We start from the raw sequence: 16,077 nt of genomic DNA, 5'->3' as shown, positions 1-16,077 counted from the left end.
GCCGTTCGATGCCATGCCAAGCCGTCGAAAACTGCTTTCCCGGCTTTCAAAAAAGCCCCATTAACTCACCAACCAGGATTTCGCTTCCCCGTGCAAAGGTCTCCTTGTGGGAGAAGGTGGCCGAGCGAAGCTCGGTCGGATGAGGGGTGTTGGACGGATCGCTACCTTGATGGCGTAAGTGCTTAAAAATCGCTTCTACATTTCCTCCGCCGCGTTCCTTCCAGCACCCCTCATCCGGCTCGGCGCTGTGCGCCGATCCACCTTCTCCCACAAGGGGAGAAGGCAACAAGCCCTCAATACCCCAGCAATTCCTTGAGCGGGATGACGCGGAAGACGTTCTTGATGGCGTAGCGGTTGAAGGACAGCGTCTTGGGCGGGTTGTACTGCTCGACGATCAGCTCGGCGGCGGTGCGCTTGACCAGCTTCTTGATGAAGGCCTTGCCGTTTTGCTCGTTCTCCTCGGGCAGGGTCTCGATCACCACATGGTCGCCGGGCAACGCTTCGCGGCCGCCGCAATAGATCATCTCGCCGGGCTCGTAGCGCGGCACCATCGAATCGCTCAGCACGTGCAGCGCAAACACGTTGCGCAGATGCCGGATCCCCGGCGGCCGCTGGACATAGCCGGCCGGCTGGCCGTTGAAGGTGAAGTCGCCATCGTCGCCGCCGACGGCGGTGCCGAGAAGCTGGATGTCCATCGGCCCGGCGGGCAGGGGGCCGGGATCGGTGACGATCTCGGCATCGGCGACCGGTCCGGCATCTTCGAGGAAAACGACCTCGCCCTTGCCGAGTGCCACCGGGTCGACGCGCAGGAACGCGGCGGTCTTCAAAAGGTTCTCGGTCTTGGGCAGGTTGCGCCCGGTTTCCCAATTGCCGACGGCAGCGACGTCGGTGTCGTTGTGCTCGGCAATGTGGCGCATCACCAGGCCGCGCTGCTTGCGCGCCCGGCGGATCGCCGCTCCGACCTTGATCGACAGTGCAGTTTTCGCCATGGCTCCATCTGAGGCATAAGAATCGGTTTCGTCTATGCAAGAATCGCTTGCATAATTGATTGAGTTATGCTCTTATATGGTCATGCACAAGTCGCTTCACCAGCTTTCGGTCCTCGAATCCGCCCTTCAGCGCGCCGGCAGCGCTCGCCTGGAGGCGGTACCACAACCGGTCGCCAAGGCCATGCATGTGCCAACCCTGTCCCCTTCGTCGCGGCTGTCCTCCTCCCCGGCCGGGACGATGCCCGAGGCTCGCGCCTCGGATCCGGCAGCGCAAGCGGCCGGAACGGCCGGAGCCGTTCCCCTCACGGCTCCGGCCACGAATTACCTGCCGGCCGGCAATGCGGATGCCGCGGTTTCCTGCACCCGCACCGAAGACGGCACGGTCATCGCCTTCGACGAGCGGACGGGCAAGGCAGTGTCCGGCGCAACAAGGCAGGCGGCCGAGATGAAGCTCGATCGCAGCAGACCACGCGAAGGCTGACCGGCTTTCGAGCCTGAGGCCGGCGAAGCCGGCGCCGCACACAACCGTTTTTGCAGGGAATGAAACATCATGGCCGCCCGCTATTCCGCCTCGGAACTGGAACAAATCGAGAACTGGCTGATGAGCGGACTGTCGGCCGCGAAGATCGCCACCCGGTTGACCGCGCTGCGCGGCCGCCCGGCCTCGCGTGCAGCTATCATCGGCATCGTCCACCGCACCGCCCGTTTGCGCACCATCGGCCTTGCCAGATCCAAGGGCTGGTGTGGCCGACGCTCTGGCGGCCGGCTCGGAAATTCGGCGCCTGAGCCATCAAGCACTGCTGATCAAGCGGAGTCGGCTCCGAAGGCCGAGCCACGCTGCCGCCCGGCAAGGCTGTCGGCCAGGCTGGCGCCGCCGGCATGGCAGCCGGGTCCGGCTCGGATCACCGGGACCGATGGCGCGCCGCTCGAAATGCCGGCGCCGCGCCCGATCGCCGCCGGCGGTCGCCAGCCGCATTTCGCCGCCATGCGCTTCATCGATTGCCTGTTCGAGCGCTGCCGCGCGCCGCTCGACACGACGCTGCAGGAGGATGCGGAAAACGACGCCCCCGGCAGCCGGCCAGGTTTGGACATGCTGTGCTGCGGAATGCGCACGAACCCATCGAAAAGCTACTGCGCCTATCACGCTGCGCGCTTCCTGCGCACGCTGCCGGCCGAAGCGATTTGAGCCCGCTGCAATGAGGTTGGAAGTTCGCCAGAGCCCGACGACCAAAACCCAGGAGGACCGAGCCGATGAGCACCAAAACCGCCCAAAAGGCCACAGCCAGGCCACCGCGATTGCCGAAAGGCGAGGCCGAGCAGGTGCGCATCCGCAAGGAGATCGGCCATGATTTCGCACTGAAGGACGACCGGTTCGGCCGCAAGCGGCTGGCGAAGGGGACGCAGGAGGGAGCGCGCCTCTATGAGGTCTCCAATGACGGCCACACAGCGACCGGCGGCATCGTGCGGGTGCGCAACGTCGACCCGCTGAGCGGCCTCACCTCGCTGTCGCGCCAGCAGCGCGAGGCGGGCATGCGCTACCGCCAGGATTTCCGCAACTCGTCCGAGGCAACCGCCAAGCCGATGGCTTGGGCCGAGCGCGTCGACGGCGGCCGTACCGGCAGCGGCGTCGCCGAACACATCCTGTCCGCCGGCCGCGACCATGCCGAGGCAACCAGGGCGCTTGTCCATTGGGAGATCGCCGGCATCGTGCAAAAGGTCTGCTGTGCCGACGCAACGGTCAAGAGCCTGGCCGAACAGGCCGGCGAGCCGCGCGACGTGGTGGTGAAACTACTCAAGATCGGGCTCGACATATTGGCCGTGCATTACGGCATGATGCTGATGCGCAAGCCGAGGTGAGAAGCCCCGCCGATCCGGCCGGCAATACCGGCCGGATCGATCCGTCAACGACGGCAGACACGGATTCTTTCGATAATCCGGTGGTGATGACGCCAGTGCTTGATGACTTCGGTGTGGCAGCGCCGGTGGTGGTACCGGTAGCGCGGCCTGTAGTCCTCGTCGTAGACATCATAGCGGTAACGGGGGACGTACTCATCGTCGTAATCGGAATATCGATGGTGGCGATAATAATAGTCGTCGTCATAGCCGTTGCCGATGCCGATCGTGACGCTGCCGCCGGCATTCGCCGGGCCGATCACGGAAGCCGCCGAGGCGATGGCGATCACCGAGGCAAGCAGGAGCTTCTTCATAGCTACCTCCTTCTTTAACGTCCCTCTAATAGAAAAACCCCCGAGGGGCAGCCTCGTTCCATAGATTGGCAAGATGTAAGGAACGGACGGGCCCGAAGTTTAGCGCCTGCTGGCGCGAAAACGCCGCTGGCTGCGCCGGGGTCGGATCGTCGACGCAGCGTGGCCGCTCCTCTCATCAAACAGCGGCAATCGCGCGTCAGTCCCGTCTTTTGCCGACGTCTGCCTACAGAACATGGCCCAATTCCAGCAAAACGAACGCGGTCGCACCCAGCACAGCGAGGGCGTAGGCCGCATAAAGAACAAGCAGCATTACCTCAAAGTCCCGGACGAAGCTTGTGGCAATCCTGGTCTCCTTAGGCTCCGCTTTCTCGATGCGGTCGGTTTCCAGTTGCTCCGTTGCCACAACGAGGCAGACAATCCTGTCGTTGTCGGCCGCCTGTAATATCCGTTCCGTCAAATCGACTGCAATCACTGGATCATCGGCCAACTGATCTCGCGATAGCCGGCTTTCAGTGACGGTCTGGATTTCACGCTTTCTCACGCACGCATAATTGCGTCGACTAAATTAGGTTCCACTAAAATAGATAGATTGCCTCGACCCGATCACGACGTGGTGAGGCGTGAGCCCAGCTGGGCGGTGAACTCCGCCTGAGGCCGCCATTTGCCGACCGTCGAGGCGAATCTCGATCGGCGCATCCTCCGATCAAAGGGCGCGGGCTTCTTTATAGGCTGCTACGGTGCGCCATTGCTGGTAGGTCGCAATGCCAAAGCCGCCAAACTCTCATATCGCGAACGCAGCGCCGACGTCTTCAGTGCCGACCGGTTATGACGAAGATCGCATGCTTACTTATATCCGGCTGCTCGACGCGTCGGCTGAAGGGACCGATTGGCGTGAGGTCGCCCGCATCGTTCTGCACATTGATCCGGAGCAGGAGCCGGAGAGGGCTTTCCGGGCGTGGGCGACACATCTGGCGCGTGCACGATGGATGACCAGGAAGCGGAACGAGTTGCGCCAATTGCATGATGAGTGGTGGGGGTGAGCACTATCTAAGCGGAACTGCCGTCTCGGTCTGGCCGTTGAGGGAGGAGGCCAACATGGAAAAGCGCCCAATGACTTCTTGGCGAGCTTTCGAGCTGTGCTGCCTTCTTGCAGTTCCGCTGTCGCTTATCCTTACGGTTTTCCTGGCGGGTCTTATCCTTAGCTGACCCCCGCATGGTTGCTTGCCGAGGGCTGGGTCGTGATCCGATAAGATCCGGAACCGTTACTTTACGGCCGCCGCCATCACATCCGAAAACAGCGCCCGCTCCACTGCCGGTTCCAGCGTTTCGGCGAAGGGCGTCGCCAAGTGGTGGCGGTCGCGGAAGGCTAGTTTGCCGTCGATGAAGACATGGCAGGTGGTCTGGTCGCAAAAGCGGTCGGTCATGTCGATGTAAGCAGCGTTCGGTGTCGAGCGCACGATATCGCGCTCGATGGTGGCGATGTCGTCGTTTGCCGCCATGATCCTCGGCGTGTCGCATGTCGCGGGCGTCTGGCCCCGCCACAGCGCCCGCGCCACGCATTTGTCGGCGTAGCTTGCATTGTAGGGAACGTCCCTGATGACCGCGACCTTGATGCCGGCCTGGCTGAAGGCTTGAAGCGTCCAGCTGAGGCCGGTCCGCCACTGCGCTTGCCAATCGGCGTGCTTCAACTCCTCGGGCGATTCTTTCATCACATTTCCGATCGAGAACTCCGAGATCACCACCAGTTGCGGGTGGAGCGCGATGATGTCCTTGACCGACTGCTCGCGCCATTGATCGCATTCGGTGTAGTCGCGCTTCAGCCGCCAGTTCCAGGTCGTCACCCGCGAAGCCCGGCAGGAGGATTTGAGAAAGGTGACGACGCGAAAATTGTTCTTCTCGGCCGCCTTGATCAGCGGCGTCGACCAATGGTCGGCATGCGAGTCGCCGAACAGCACGACCGAGCGCTGGGCATCCTTGCGGCCGAACATGCAGGGCTTCGGCTTGACGGTCTCGAAATCGAGCACGCAGCCGCCATTGGTCGCGCGCACGGTGGAGAGCTGGGCGGCGCTGTCGGCGATGACGTGCTGTTCGGGGCTGAGATTGTGCTCGGCAAAGCGCGCATTGCCATAGGCCCCGACCACGCCGGCGCCGGTCAGCGCGACGGCGGGCACCAGCGCCCGCGCTGCTCCGGCCATCAGCCAGCCGTTGCGGCGGATCGGGTTCTCGATGAAATGATAGGTGAACATCGATAGAAGCAGCGTCAGCGCCGCGCAGGCAAGGCGGTCCAGGATGGACAGGCTGGGAACCACCATCGCCGCATAGACGATGACCGGCCAGTGCCAGAGATAGAGCGAATAGGACAGCCGGCCCAACCATTGCATGGGCGGCAGCGCCAGCACGGCGCTCGGCAGATTGCGGCCGCCGCTGCCGCTGAGCAGCAGCAGCACGGTGCCGGCAACAGGCGCCAGCGCATTCACCCCGGGAAACGGCGAGTCTTCGTCCAGCATCAGATAGGCCCAGGCGATCAGCGCCAGACCGAGGCATGCCTGGAGCGTGGCCAGCAGCGGCCGGTCGCGCCAGATCTTTGCCGGCGCCATGGTCGCGAGGCCGCCGGCGGCGAATTCCCAGGCCCTGAGCGGCGAGAAATAGAAGGCCCAGGGCTGCGACACTTCCGTCAGCCAGGCGCAGGCGGCGAAGGAGGCCGCGCCGGCGACGCCGATGACGATTATAGCGGCGCGCTTGCCGGGACGCAGCCAAGCGGCGGCAAGAAGCAGCGCCGGCCATGCCAAATAGAACTGTTCCTCGACCGAGAGCGACCAGAAGTGGATGAACGGGTTGTTGGTGGCGTCGGCGGCGAAATAGTCGAACGACCAGCGGATCAGCCAAAGGTTGATCATGTAGGCGGAGGCGAACATGGCGCCTTTCGAATAAAGCGCCTGTTCCTCCGGCGACAGGATGAAGTAACCCGTGAACAGCGTGGCGAGGATGACGAACAGTGCCGCCGGCAACAGGCGCCGGGCGCGCCGGGCGTAGAAGCGCCAGAGGTTCAGCCGCCCGGTCTCGGTGATTTCCGTAACCAGGTGACGGGTGATCAGATAGCCGGAGATGACGAAGAAGATGTCGACGCCGGCAAAGCCGCCGGGCAGGCCGGACAGACCAAAATGGAAGGCGATGACACCCGCCACCGCCAGCGCGCGCAGCCCTTCGATGTCAGGCCGAAATGATGCCGACACAATCACCTCATGCAAGGAATGCCCACCTCGCAAAGGCTCGACCCGATGCAACGATATTGCAACGCAACAAATCTAACGCAGTGCAACATAGGGGGAGGGCGCGGCTCCTCCAGTTCCTCGCGTGGGCGATTCACTCACATGAGCGATTCGAGAGCGACTGATATGGAAGCGAAGCGAAGGGTGCCGAGGCGATCACGCCTTTTTCAAAAACTCGGTCTTCAGCACCAGGCCCTTCACCTGCCTGGTGCTGCATTCGATCTCGCCGGGATTGCCGGTGAGGCGAATATTCTTCACCAGCGTGCCGCGCTTGATCGTCTCCGACGTGCCTTTGACCTTGAGATCCTTGATCAGGGTCACGGAGTCGCCCTCGTGCAGCGCCGTGCCATTGCTGTCTCTTATGATCGCGTCGGTCATGGCAGGTCTTTCGTGGGACTCCGGTGCGGAGGTGGTTGGCTCATTACCCGGCCTATCCCACGGTTGGCGGCGAGGTCAAGCGTGCCGGGGGCAGCGTGCCGGTAACCAAGCGTGCCGGCCGCTAATGCCAGGCGGACGGCCGACCGGAAAACCCGGATTGTGAGCAGACTGGGACCCCCTGGGCGGTAGTGGCATTGCCGCTTCGCGACATGCGCTCAGGCCAAGCCATGCCAATGGCGCCACGGCAATCGAAGTCGTGGCCTTTTACGCGGATATTCCGGCACGAGTTCAAATAGATGAGCGCCCGCCCGTGCGGACAGGAAGGTCGCAGTGACAGACCTGCCCGCCCTTTCGCTTGGTGCGTTATTTCAATTGGCAACGATCACTTGTTGGCGCCACCGAGCTGGTTGGCCATCTTGCAGAAGTCGGCATGCATCGTGGCAATGCCTGCGTCGCTGCATTCCTTCAACATCATGGCCCGGTCGCTCGTGGACATGGCCATCCATGCCGCCTTGAATTCGGCTTCCGACTTCATGGTCTTCATGCCGGCGTCGGTGAAGAAGGGGTTCATTTTCTGCGGATCGTCGAGCGCCGAGGTGCCAGTGGCACCGGCGGCAAGCGCTGCGCCGGTCATCATCGAAAGCGCCATCGCGCCCATGCAAAGCGTCTTGATGTTCATGATCATTCCTCCTGAGCTGCTGCTTTGAGGTTGTCCATCAGCGATCTACGAAGGAACGGTGTTTTGACCCAAAAGTTCCACGTTCTGGCGCAGACATGGAACAGGATTGCCCGTGACGTCATTAATGCAAAAAATTCTACCCATGACTGAATTTGCGGCGCTGCCGACCAGGGCAATCGGCGTCCAGCTGGGTGAGACGCTGCGAAGTTGCACGCCGGCTCAATATGCCCGATCATGGCGACGGCGGGGCGGAGGTATCAAGTGGCGGCAAATCGTCGAAACGACGCGCACCTGTCGGAGCCCCGGCGGGCGGGTATTGTTTCCGCGGCCAGGGCGCTTCCACGCACATCGTTGCCCAGCGTAGCGTCGGTCGTGACGGCCGTCGCGGCGCTCTATTTCGGGCGCGAGGTCTTTCTGCCGATCGCAATCGCGCTGCTGCTTACCTTTGCGCTCGTGCCCATGGTGTCGGCACTCAAGCGAGCCGGCATTCCGCGTCTTCCTGCCGTGATCGCCAGTGTGCTCGGCGCATTCACGGTGCTGGCTCTGTTCTCCTTCATCGTCGCCACGCAGGTCAGTGAACTGGCGCAGAACATTCCGCTTTACCAGGCGAATATCCTGACCAAGGTCCGGTCGCTCAAGGAAACCGGCGTCGGCGGCGGCATCGTTTCCAGATTGAGCCGGGTGATCGAACGCGTCGGCCAGGAGCTCGACAGACCCGAGCCCGCACAACCCGCCGCCGATCAGCCTCCGCGGGAACCGATCCCGGTCGAAATCGTCGCGCGCGAACGACCGCTCGAGGTTCTCCAGAATCTGATCGGCCCGCTGCTGAGCCCGCTGGCATCGGCCGGACTGATCGTCGTGGTCGTCATATTCATGCTGCTGGAGCGGGAGGACCTGCGCGATCGTTTCATACGCCTCGTCGGCTACGGCGATCTGCACCGAACCACCGAGGCGCTGCAGGATGCCGGCAAGCGCGTCGGCCGCTATCTGCTCATGCAACTGGTCGTGAACATCGTCTATGCCGTCCCAATTGCAATCGGACTTTGGCTGCTGGGCATACCCAATCCATTGCTGTGGGGCTTGCTGGCGCTGGCGCTGCGCTTCGTTCCCTATATCGGCCCGGTCATAGCGACGCTGTTGCCTCTGTTCCTGGCGCTGGCCGTGGCGCCCGGCTGGTCGCTCGTGCTCTGGACTGCAGGGCTTTTCGTCGTGGTGGAACTGATCACCGGCAACGTGATCGAACCTTGGCTCTACGGCTCGCGCACCGGGCTGTCGCCATTGGCCATCATCGTTGCGGCGATCTTCTGGACCTGGCTTTGGGGGCCATTGGGCCTGGTTTTGTCGACGCCGCTCACGGTCTGCCTCGTCGTGCTCGGCCGCCATGTGCCGCAGTTCGAATTCCTCGACGTTCTGTTCGGCAACGAACCCGTGCTCGAACCGCACGCCCGGCTTTACCAGCGGCTGTTGGCCGGCGATCCCGAGGAAGCGACGGACCATGCCGAGGAGATGCTGGAGGAAGAATATCTGGTCGAGTTCTACGACAAGGTCGCGATTCCCGCACTTCTGCTCGGCGAGCAGGACCGGGTGCGCGGTGTGTTGAGCGATGAGCAAAGACAGCAGGTCGCGGGCAGCGCGCTGACGATGGTGGCGAACCTCGACGACAGCGCGCAGGAGGAGGCGGAAGCGGACGACACGGCCGCGGCCGAGGACCACGGCTCACGCGAGGACAAGCACGTTCAGGGGGAGGTTCAGGGCGAGGAAGACACCGAACTGCCGGATGGCACGGGCATGTCGGTGCTGTGCGCCGGAGGGCGCGGCGAACTCGACGACGCGGCTGCCGCCATGCTGGCGCAGGTGCTCGAAGTCCAGGGCGCTACGGTGTTGAGAGCGAGCTTCGCCGAGATGGAACCGGGGAGCATTCGCCGCCTTGAGCTCGACGCCGTCGATACTGTCGTCGTCGGATTTTTGAACCGGGATTCCGTCAAGCACGGGCGGTTCCTGGTCCGTCGGCTGAAACGCGCCAAACCAAGGTTGCGAGTGGGCATCGTGTTGTGGTCGGAAGCCGACAGCGACAACCAGGAGGCAGATGCCAGATTGGCCAACGAGATCAACGCCGATTTCGTCGCACATGGCATGGTAGGCGCGGTGCTCGGTGCGTTGTCCAGCGCTGCGCCGGTGGCGCTGAAGACCACCGCCAAACGCCGCATGCGCCGCCTGACGCCGGCGCGCAAGAAAGAGCCGCTCGCCGCGGCAAAATGAGCGCGGCGAAGACTGCGGCAGGTCGGGTAATTACCGCTTTCGCGAAAGTGGTAATAACGAAACGGATCAGGTTATCTTCGCAAGGTCGCGCTGAACCGTCCGCCGCGGCAAACGGGGCCAACCTTTATACAGTCCAGAAATAGCGCACCGTATGGAAGAAGACCGGGGCGGCGAAGACCAGGCTGTCGGCACGGTCCATCATGCCGCCATGGCCTTCGATCAGATGGCCCCAGTCCTTGACGCCTTGATCGCGCTTGATGGCGGAGGCGACCAGCCCGCCAAGGAAGCCCATCAGGCAGGCGATGAAGGCGACGCCGGCTGCCTGCAGCGGCGAGAACGGCGTCAGGAACGACAGCAGCGCGCCGAGCAGGCTCGATGCCGCCAGCCCGCCGACCAGCCCCTCCCAAGTCTTCGACGGCGAGACCGTCGGCGCCAGGAGATGCCGGCCGAACAGCTTGCCGAAAATATATTGCAGCACGTCGCTGCCTTGCACGGTGATGATCAGGAAAGCGATCAGCAACAGGTTGCGGCCTTCGAAGCCTGGCACCTCGAGCGTCAGCAGCGCCGGCACGTGGCTGACGCAGTAGACCGAAATCATCACCGCCCATTGCTGCGCCGAGACGCGCTCGAGAAAGCGCTCGGTGTCGCCGTGCAGCGCGGTGATCGCCGGCATCAGCAGGAAGCAGTAGACCGGGATGAAGATGGTGAACAGGCCGTACCAGGCGGTCCACACCAACCAGTACTGGAACGGGATGACGATGCCGAACATGCCGAGCAGCACCCAGTGGTCGCTGCGGCGGCTGTGCGTCAGCGTCACGAATTCGCGCAACGCGGCGAAGGAAATCAGCGCGAACAGGATGGTCATGCCGGGGCGGCCGAAGAAGAAGGCGACGGTGATCGCCACCACCATCACCCACCAGGCATTGATGCGCTGGGTGAGGTTGACCAGCGTCGGCGACAACGGCTTTGGCGCGCGCCATGACAAGACGCCGGCGACGACGCTGGCACTGATCAGCACCGCCAGCAGGCCGACAATCAGAATGAGGGTTTCGTGCATCATCGGCAGCATTTTGCCTTGGTCCTCAATCGTCTCGCTGCGGCCGGGGGTTGAGCGCCAGCAGCGTTTCGCGGGCGCGGTCGAGAAAGGCGCGGCGTTCCTCACCCGGTTGAATGGCGATCGGTGCGCCGAAGACGACACGGCAAAGCAGCGGCACCGGCACGAATTGCCCCTTGGGCAGCACCCGCGACATGTTCTCGATCCAGCACGGGATGAGTTCGACATCGGGCCGCGCCATCGACAGATTGTAGAGGCCGGAACGGAACGGCAGGAGCGGTTCGTCGGTCATGTTGCGCGTGCCTTCGGGAAACAAGATCAGCGAATGGCCCTGGTCGAGCACCGACAGCATGATCGAGATCGGGTGCTGCGTTTCATCCGTCCACTGCCGGTGGATCAGCACGGAAGACAGCATGTCCTCGGCAATGAAACGGCGCAGCCGCGTCTTGCTCCAATAATCGGCGGCCGCCACCGCATGGGTACGGGCGCGCTCCTTCTCGCTGAGGCAGGCCGACAGCAGGATGAAATCGCCGTGGCTGGCATGGTTGGCGAAGTAGATGCGCTGCCGGTCCGATGGCTGGCTGCCGTTCCAGATCGGCCGCACTCCGGTGACTACCCAGGCCAGTGCTGACAGGCCGACCGAGGTCACCGTCTGCAGCAGGGTATAGGTGCTGACGCGAAGCTTTGTCATGGACGGGCTCAAAAGAATGCCGCGACGACCGAGGCCGCCGCGAACAGGCTGAAGGCGATACGCTGCTTGGCGAGCAGACGGCGCGTGCCGGCCATCCGCTGGTCGAGCGAGCGGCCACCGGCCGCCGTGGGTTTCAGCCGCATGCGCGCCAGCACGTCGTCGATCGCCGCACCGCCGCCTGCTTCGCTGGCGTGGCTGGCCATCAGCCGGAACAGCAGCGCGTCGAACAAAAGCAGGGCCGAGAGAATGATTGTGGCTATGGCACTCGCGGCGGCGATCAGCCAGACTACCGCGGACAGCGATGATGTTTGCGGCACTGCCGCCAGGCCGATGACCGGTGCCGCCAGCAAGGCAGCAGCAACCAGCAGCAGCGGCCATGCCACCTGCACCATCAGCCCGGCAGCGAATGCTTCGGCCCTGTCACGATAGGCGGTCATGCCGGGTGGTCCACGCCAAGATGCACAGGCCGGCCGGCGGCAGCGAGCTTGCCTCGCGCCTGATCCGGCGTGTCGGCCCGGCCGCTGGCGACCAGCCATTCGGCTACGACGGCGGCGCTGCGCTGGAAGCCAAGCGCGCAGCAGACCAGCACCGTGCCCTGGCCCCGCGCCGTCTCGATCGCCGCCACCGCTTGCGCACGCGCCTCGCGAGACGGCGGCAAAAGGTCGATCATGGGCAGGCTCAACCAGTGGATCGAGGCGCCACGCGGCCTTTCCAATTCGCCGGCAAGGTCGATCACCGTGCCGAAGGCGTCGGCCTCGGCGGCGGTCGGAAAACGGCCAAGGGAAACACCGTCGGCAATGACGATCTGCGCCGGAAGCTTTCGCGTCCATGCCCACACATTGACCTTGGCGGCAACCCGGTAGGGCCACAGCAGAAGACGGCTGGCCAGCGACACGCGGCCATCGGCTGTTTTCTGGAACACCTTGGCGCCGGCGCCGGCATAGGCGAAAGCGACTATGGCCAGCGCCAGTGCCGGCCACAACAGGATGAGCCACAGCGCCGAGACCAATGCGCCGGCAGCAGCGCCGGCCAGCGCAAAGGCTGCGCCAAGCGCATAGAACAGCGCCAGAAGCCGCGCTTTCGGGTCCGCGGTCAGGCGGAAGCCGGCGAAAGGCAAGGCGCCGTCGCGCGGAAACAGCCACAGCGCGAAAAGGCCGAGCAGCGCGCCGGTCGGAATGTCGATGAAATGGTGCTGCCACGTCGTCAGCACCGAGGCGCCGATCAGGAAACACCAGACATGCCAGGCGACGCCGGCGATGCCGGTCAATCTGTGACGCCAATGGTCCCAGATGATGACCAGCAGCGCGATATGCAGCGACGGCGCCTGGTTGAAGGGTTTGTCGAAGCCGCCGAGCACGGCGAACATGAAGCCGGGCAGGCCGCTCGTCTGCGGGCGCACGAACGTCGCAGTCAGCGGGAACAGGATGAAGCAGGCGACGGCGACGATCTGCGCCGTCAGATAGCGGCCGGCAAGGCGGTCGACGCCGCTCTTTGAATTGTTCAACAGCAACGACAAGCCATAGAACAGGTTGATCGACCAGTAGGGCACGATCGTCCAGGCAAGGAACGGGATGCCATGCTCCCAGCCGAAGACGATGCTGCCGACGTCGTCGCGCCGCGACGCCAGCCAGTTGGCGAAGCCGTAGGTGGCGTAGAAGAACGGCGCCAGAAATGACAGCCACAATGCGGCGCGCAGGACTATCCCGGGATACGGCTCGCGCGGCAAGGCCGGAAGGGCAGGGGCATCGCGAGGTAAGGCAGAGGCAGGCAAGTCCATGCTCAGACGCGCCGCGCGACCGAAACGGTGAAGATGCCCCACTGGTCGATTCGCTGGTCGAGCTTCTCGAAGCCGGCGGCCGCCACCAACTGGTCCATCTCGGTCTGCGTGCGGCGGCGCATCACCCAGGCCTGGCCGCCGCGATGCGAGGTCAGGCTGCGCGCGATCATCTCGAGCTGCGGATGCCAAGGCTGGTTGGTGTAGACGAGCAGGCTTCCGGGCTGCATGGCGCTGGCCAGTCCACCGAGCGAGCGGGCGATCATGGCATTGTCGGAAAACAATTCGTAGAGCCCCGAGACGATGGCGAGATCCGGCGCCGGGTCGAGCCCGGCCAGCATCGTGGCGTCGAAGGCGTCACCTCGATGGAACGAGACGGTCGCCGGCAGCTTGCGCTCGGCGATCAGCTTGCGGCCGAGCGAGACGTTGAGCTCGGAGAAATCCTGCAGCCGCACGCTTGCCGGCGGCGCGGCGCATTTCTGCACGGCATCGAGCACGTAGCGGCCATGGCCGGCGGCGATATCGACGATATGGACCGGCCGGCCGCCGGCCTTGAGCGAGGCGGCGGCGCTGCCGATCAGCTCTTCCAGATGCAGCTTGCGCTGGCGGATGCCGCGCCAGCCGATGGCATCGAGAAAGGTGCGGTCGATCATGCGGCCAATGGGGCTGATGCCGCGCGCCTCGTTCTCATAGACATAGTCGAGCGTCGAGCCGGAATCGAAGCCGGTGGCAATCCCCGTCTTCATGCCGGACGACAGCCAGGCGCCCATGCGGATCGAAGCGCGGCTGATTGTCCAGTAGAGCCCCCTGGGAGACAGCAGCGGCAGCGGCGAGGCCAGCCGGTCGGCCTCGTCGCGTGTGTAGCCGGCACGGTCGGCCTCGGTCAGGTCGACCGGCTTTTCCGGCGCTGTGAACTGCCTTTCGAGGAAAGGCCCGATCAGGTCGAGTGCCTTGTGGCGGTCGCGCTCGCCCAGCGTGTCGTGAAAGAAGCCGGGCAAAATATGCCGCTCCTTGGCCGGGCTCGCCAGATTGACGAAAAACTCGTGCTGCGGTCCATGGCGCACCACCCAGTCGCTGCCGGAGATCAGAAGCTGTGTCGGCACGGTGATGGCGCGGGCGTCGGCGACGATGCGCGCGGCATGATCGTAGAGCTCGACCAGGATGTTGGAGGCGATCGGCCGGGTGATCAGCGGGTCGGCGTCGAAGGAGGCGATGCGCTCGGGGTCATGCGTCAGGAATTTCGCCTTGACGTAGGAATTGACGAAGAAGCGGCCCTTCAGCTTCTGCCACAACGCAATGCCTTGCTTGGCGAAGGGCACGTAGAGCTTGACCGAGAAGGCCGGCGAGGCCAGCACCAGGGCCCGAATGTCGGGCGCATAGTCATGCACCCAGGCGGCGGCAAGCACGGCGCCGAAGGATTGCGCGATCAGCGCGATGTCGCGCCGGGCAAAGCCGTCGCTGCCGATCTCGCGCACGAAGCAATCGATGTCGCGCACCAGCGCGGCAAACGACGGCGCATAGCCGCGTTCGCCGGCGGAGCGGCCATTGCCGCGCGCATCCCAGGCATAGAAGGCGTGGTCGGGCATCTGGAGCTCGTCGACCAGATGCGCCATGCGGCCGCCATGCTCGTGGCCGCGATGGAACAGCAGGATGGCACCCTTGCGGTGTTCCGACAGCGCCGGCCAATAGCGGTAGAAGATCTCGGTGCCGTCATGGCTCTTGAAGCTGCGCTCCTGCGCCACCCGCTCGATGTCGGCCGAAGCGACGGCTGCAACCTTCTGTTGGTGAAGCATGTTTTTTCCCCTGGCGAGACCGGAATTCAGCTGCTGCTCCCGTTAAGACCGCTGCGTATCCGGTTGATGGCGGTCGCCAGCGAGAGTGTAGCCATGGCCGGAAACACGAGCGGCGTGAGCGCCGGGACCCACAGGCCGGACGCGATAAGCACGGCGAGGATGCCGAGCGCCAGCGCTCGGTCGCTTTTGCCGAACGGGCCGGCATAGTTGCGCCCGGTTCCGGCGGCGATGCCGAGCACGCCGGCGAATTCCGCGATCATAGCCGCGATAGCGAATGCAACGACGCCCCAGGCAGGAAAAATGACGGCAAAGGCCAGGATCAAAGCGAGATCGGAGACAACATCGCAGAGCTCGTTGAGATACATGCCGAGCTTCGAGGCCTGGCCATGTTCCCTCGCGAGCATACCGTCGATCGCATTCAGCGCCATTCGCGTAAACAGCACGAGCGGCATCAGCAGAAAGACCACGCGGTGGCCGGCAAGGGCTGCCACCACAAGGCCGGTGGCGAGCGAGAGGGCAGCGGCCAGCAACGTGATCTGGTTGGCGGTGAGGCCGGCTCTGGCCAGGCCGTCGGCAAGCGGCCGCAGCCTGGCCTGGAAGGCCGGTTTCAGCGCATAAAGCGTCGGCATGTGCGAACCCCCCGGCCGCGGTGCAAAGTGATGTTGGCGAGGATGGTCAATTGGCGCGCAAGACGCAAGGGCGGCGCCCATCACTTTCCGCAAACTTACCGGACGGCTATGTCGTCGCTTTGACCGTGTCGCCCGGGAACAGGGCGGGCAAACGTTGCGCTCGAGACCGAGGTCAGGAACAGATCGGCTCGCTGGTTCGCTTCCTGAATGGTCGCCGCGCGGGCATTTTGCAGCACGAAATGCTCGGTCGTCAGGCACTGCAGGGCCTGCTGCGCTTGATCTGGCGGAACCGGAGCGTCGGGAGAACGGGTCATCGACATTTGCCCCCTTCTGTCAGCCGCAACCGGCGGACAGA

General features: G+C 64.1%; 18 protein-coding genes. 5 read left to right on the top strand and 13 right to left on the bottom strand.

Annotated features, from left to right (window positions below):
• Positions 1–293: 293 nt before the first annotated feature.
• Positions 294–989 (bottom strand): XRE family transcriptional regulator, encoded by a 696-nt coding sequence (locus NKI29_RS31045; RefSeq protein ID WP_352457320.1) that lies wholly within the window; start codon positions 987–989, stop codon positions 294–296.
• A 76-nt stretch (positions 990–1,065) separates the two neighbouring features.
• Between NKI29_RS31045 and NKI29_RS31040 the strand changes: the two genes are divergently transcribed.
• The 3 genes from NKI29_RS31040 to NKI29_RS31030 all read left to right on the top strand — a co-directional run bounded on the left by NKI29_RS31040 (position 1,066) and on the right by NKI29_RS31030 (position 2,846).
• Positions 1,066–1,470, top strand: coding sequence for a hypothetical protein (locus NKI29_RS31040; RefSeq protein ID WP_352783729.1), 405 nt, complete (start codon positions 1,066–1,068; stop codon positions 1,468–1,470).
• A 69-nt stretch (positions 1,471–1,539) separates the two neighbouring features.
• A complete protein-coding gene (locus NKI29_RS31035; protein ID WP_352783730.1) occupies positions 1,540–2,175 on the top strand; it encodes a high mobility group family protein in 636 nt (211 codons plus the stop codon).
• A 65-nt stretch (positions 2,176–2,240) separates the two neighbouring features.
• Entirely contained in the window at positions 2,241–2,846 is a 606-nt protein-coding gene (locus NKI29_RS31030; protein WP_352690824.1) for a DUF6456 domain-containing protein, read from the top strand.
• 44 nt (positions 2,847–2,890) lie between these two features.
• Here the strand turns inward: NKI29_RS31030 and NKI29_RS31025 are convergent, their stop codons facing one another.
• Both NKI29_RS31025 and NKI29_RS31020 read right to left on the bottom strand, forming a co-directional pair.
• On the bottom strand, positions 2,891–3,196 hold the full coding sequence (locus NKI29_RS31025) for a hypothetical protein (RefSeq protein WP_023675656.1): 306 nt from the start codon (positions 3,194–3,196) through the stop codon (positions 2,891–2,893).
• A 223-nt stretch (positions 3,197–3,419) separates the two neighbouring features.
• Positions 3,420–3,683, bottom strand: a complete 264-nt coding sequence (locus tag NKI29_RS31020; RefSeq protein ID WP_245274650.1) for a hypothetical protein — start codon at positions 3,681–3,683, stop codon at positions 3,420–3,422.
• A gap of 274 nt (positions 3,684–3,957) precedes the next feature.
• Here NKI29_RS31020 and NKI29_RS31015 point away from each other — a divergent pair, with 274 nt between their 5' ends.
• On the top strand, positions 3,958–4,236 hold the full coding sequence (locus tag NKI29_RS31015) for a hypothetical protein (protein ID WP_352453505.1): 279 nt from the start codon (positions 3,958–3,960) through the stop codon (positions 4,234–4,236).
• A 222-nt stretch (positions 4,237–4,458) separates the two neighbouring features.
• On the opposite strand, the gene NKI29_RS31010 is transcribed toward NKI29_RS31015, so the two are convergent.
• The 3 genes from NKI29_RS31010 to NKI29_RS31000 form a co-directional block, all read right to left on the bottom strand.
• Complete coding sequence (locus NKI29_RS31010; RefSeq protein ID WP_352798385.1) at positions 4,459–6,429, bottom strand: acyltransferase family protein; 1,971 nt, start codon at positions 6,427–6,429, stop codon at positions 4,459–4,461.
• A gap of 192 nt (positions 6,430–6,621) precedes the next feature.
• Positions 6,622–6,843 (bottom strand): alkylphosphonate utilization protein, encoded by a 222-nt coding sequence (locus tag NKI29_RS31005; RefSeq protein ID WP_023675660.1) that lies wholly within the window; start codon positions 6,841–6,843, stop codon positions 6,622–6,624.
• A gap of 382 nt (positions 6,844–7,225) precedes the next feature.
• A complete protein-coding gene (locus NKI29_RS31000; protein WP_023675661.1) occupies positions 7,226–7,522 on the bottom strand; it encodes a hypothetical protein in 297 nt (98 codons plus the stop codon).
• Between the two features lie 234 nt (positions 7,523–7,756).
• Here NKI29_RS31000 and NKI29_RS30995 point away from each other — a divergent pair, with 234 nt between their 5' ends.
• On the top strand, positions 7,757–9,781 hold the full coding sequence (locus NKI29_RS30995; protein ID WP_084641010.1) for an AI-2E family transporter: 2,025 nt from the start codon (positions 7,757–7,759) through the stop codon (positions 9,779–9,781).
• Positions 9,782–9,905: 124 nt separating this feature from the next.
• Here the strand turns inward: NKI29_RS30995 and NKI29_RS30990 are convergent, their stop codons facing one another.
• From NKI29_RS30990 to NKI29_RS30960, 7 genes are all read right to left on the bottom strand, one after another.
• Positions 9,906–10,841: a phosphatidate cytidylyltransferase gene (locus NKI29_RS30990; protein WP_023675663.1), complete on the bottom strand. Its 936-nt coding sequence runs from the start codon at positions 10,839–10,841 to the stop codon at positions 9,906–9,908.
• A 22-nt stretch (positions 10,842–10,863) separates the two neighbouring features.
• Positions 10,864–11,526 carry a lysophospholipid acyltransferase family protein gene (locus tag NKI29_RS30985; RefSeq protein WP_031211476.1) on the bottom strand — a complete coding sequence of 221 codons (663 nt, stop codon included), beginning with the start codon at positions 11,524–11,526 and terminating at the stop codon, positions 10,864–10,866.
• 8 nt (positions 11,527–11,534) lie between these two features.
• The gene (locus NKI29_RS30980; RefSeq protein WP_352642804.1) at positions 11,535–11,963 is read right to left on the bottom strand and encodes a hypothetical protein; all 429 of its coding nucleotides are present in this window, start codon (positions 11,961–11,963) and stop codon (positions 11,535–11,537) included.
• The gene (locus NKI29_RS30975) at positions 11,960–13,303 is read right to left on the bottom strand and encodes a phosphatase PAP2/dual specificity phosphatase family protein (protein WP_352621317.1); all 1,344 of its coding nucleotides are present in this window, start codon (positions 13,301–13,303) and stop codon (positions 11,960–11,962) included. The genes NKI29_RS30980 and NKI29_RS30975 overlap by 4 nt, the downstream gene beginning before the upstream one ends.
• 2 nt (positions 13,304–13,305) lie before the next feature.
• On the bottom strand, positions 13,306–15,093 hold the full coding sequence (locus NKI29_RS30970) for a bifunctional alpha/beta hydrolase/class I SAM-dependent methyltransferase (RefSeq protein WP_352798383.1): 1,788 nt from the start codon (positions 15,091–15,093) through the stop codon (positions 13,306–13,308).
• 26 nt (positions 15,094–15,119) lie between these two features.
• Positions 15,120–15,722: a CDP-alcohol phosphatidyltransferase family protein gene (locus NKI29_RS30965; RefSeq protein WP_352798382.1), complete on the bottom strand. Its 603-nt coding sequence runs from the start codon at positions 15,720–15,722 to the stop codon at positions 15,120–15,122.
• 95 nt (positions 15,723–15,817) lie between these two features.
• Entirely contained in the window at positions 15,818–16,042 is a 225-nt protein-coding gene (locus tag NKI29_RS30960) for a hypothetical protein (RefSeq protein WP_352798381.1), read from the bottom strand.
• Positions 16,043–16,077: the final 35 nt, after the last annotated feature.

Source organism: Mesorhizobium sp. M0678, assembly GCF_040320505.1.
In the GTDB taxonomy this organism is placed as follows: Bacteria; Pseudomonadota; Alphaproteobacteria; order Rhizobiales; family Rhizobiaceae; genus Mesorhizobium.
This window is presented reverse-complemented; position numbering and strand designations above follow the sequence as displayed.

What these genes read in the sequence shown, in the direction of transcription:
- NKI29_RS31045 (WP_352457320.1), bottom strand. Translation starts at nt 989, where the DNA reads ATGGCGAAAACTGCACTGTCGATCAAGGTCGGAGCGGCGATCCGCCGG.
- NKI29_RS31040 (WP_352783729.1), top strand. Translation starts at nt 1,066, where the DNA reads ATGGTCATGCACAAGTCGCTTCACCAGCTTTCGGTCCTCGAATCCGCC.
- NKI29_RS31035 (WP_352783730.1), top strand. Translation starts at nt 1,540, where the DNA reads ATGGCCGCCCGCTATTCCGCCTCGGAACTGGAACAAATCGAGAACTGG.
- NKI29_RS31030 (WP_352690824.1), top strand. Translation starts at nt 2,241, where the DNA reads ATGAGCACCAAAACCGCCCAAAAGGCCACAGCCAGGCCACCGCGATTG.
- NKI29_RS31025 (WP_023675656.1), bottom strand. Translation starts at nt 3,196, where the DNA reads ATGAAGAAGCTCCTGCTTGCCTCGGTGATCGCCATCGCCTCGGCGGCT.
- NKI29_RS31015 (WP_352453505.1), top strand. Translation starts at nt 3,958, where the DNA reads ATGCCAAAGCCGCCAAACTCTCATATCGCGAACGCAGCGCCGACGTCT.
- NKI29_RS31005 (WP_023675660.1), bottom strand. Translation starts at nt 6,843, where the DNA reads ATGACCGACGCGATCATAAGAGACAGCAATGGCACGGCGCTGCACGAG.
- NKI29_RS31000 (WP_023675661.1), bottom strand. Translation starts at nt 7,522, where the DNA reads ATGAACATCAAGACGCTTTGCATGGGCGCGATGGCGCTTTCGATGATG.
- NKI29_RS30995 (WP_084641010.1), top strand. Translation starts at nt 7,757, where the DNA reads ATGGCGACGGCGGGGCGGAGGTATCAAGTGGCGGCAAATCGTCGAAAC.
- NKI29_RS30990 (WP_023675663.1), bottom strand. Translation starts at nt 10,841, where the DNA reads ATGATGCACGAAACCCTCATTCTGATTGTCGGCCTGCTGGCGGTGCTG.
- NKI29_RS30985 (WP_031211476.1), bottom strand. Translation starts at nt 11,526, where the DNA reads ATGACAAAGCTTCGCGTCAGCACCTATACCCTGCTGCAGACGGTGACC.
- NKI29_RS30980 (WP_352642804.1), bottom strand. Translation starts at nt 11,963, where the DNA reads ATGACCGCCTATCGTGACAGGGCCGAAGCATTCGCTGCCGGGCTGATG.
- NKI29_RS30975 (WP_352621317.1), bottom strand. Translation starts at nt 13,303, where the DNA reads ATGGACTTGCCTGCCTCTGCCTTACCTCGCGATGCCCCTGCCCTTCCG.
- NKI29_RS30970 (WP_352798383.1), bottom strand. Translation starts at nt 15,093, where the DNA reads ATGCTTCACCAACAGAAGGTTGCAGCCGTCGCTTCGGCCGACATCGAG.
- NKI29_RS30965 (WP_352798382.1), bottom strand. Translation starts at nt 15,722, where the DNA reads ATGCCGACGCTTTATGCGCTGAAACCGGCCTTCCAGGCCAGGCTGCGG.
- NKI29_RS30960 (WP_352798381.1), bottom strand. Translation starts at nt 16,042, where the DNA reads ATGTCGATGACCCGTTCTCCCGACGCTCCGGTTCCGCCAGATCAAGCG.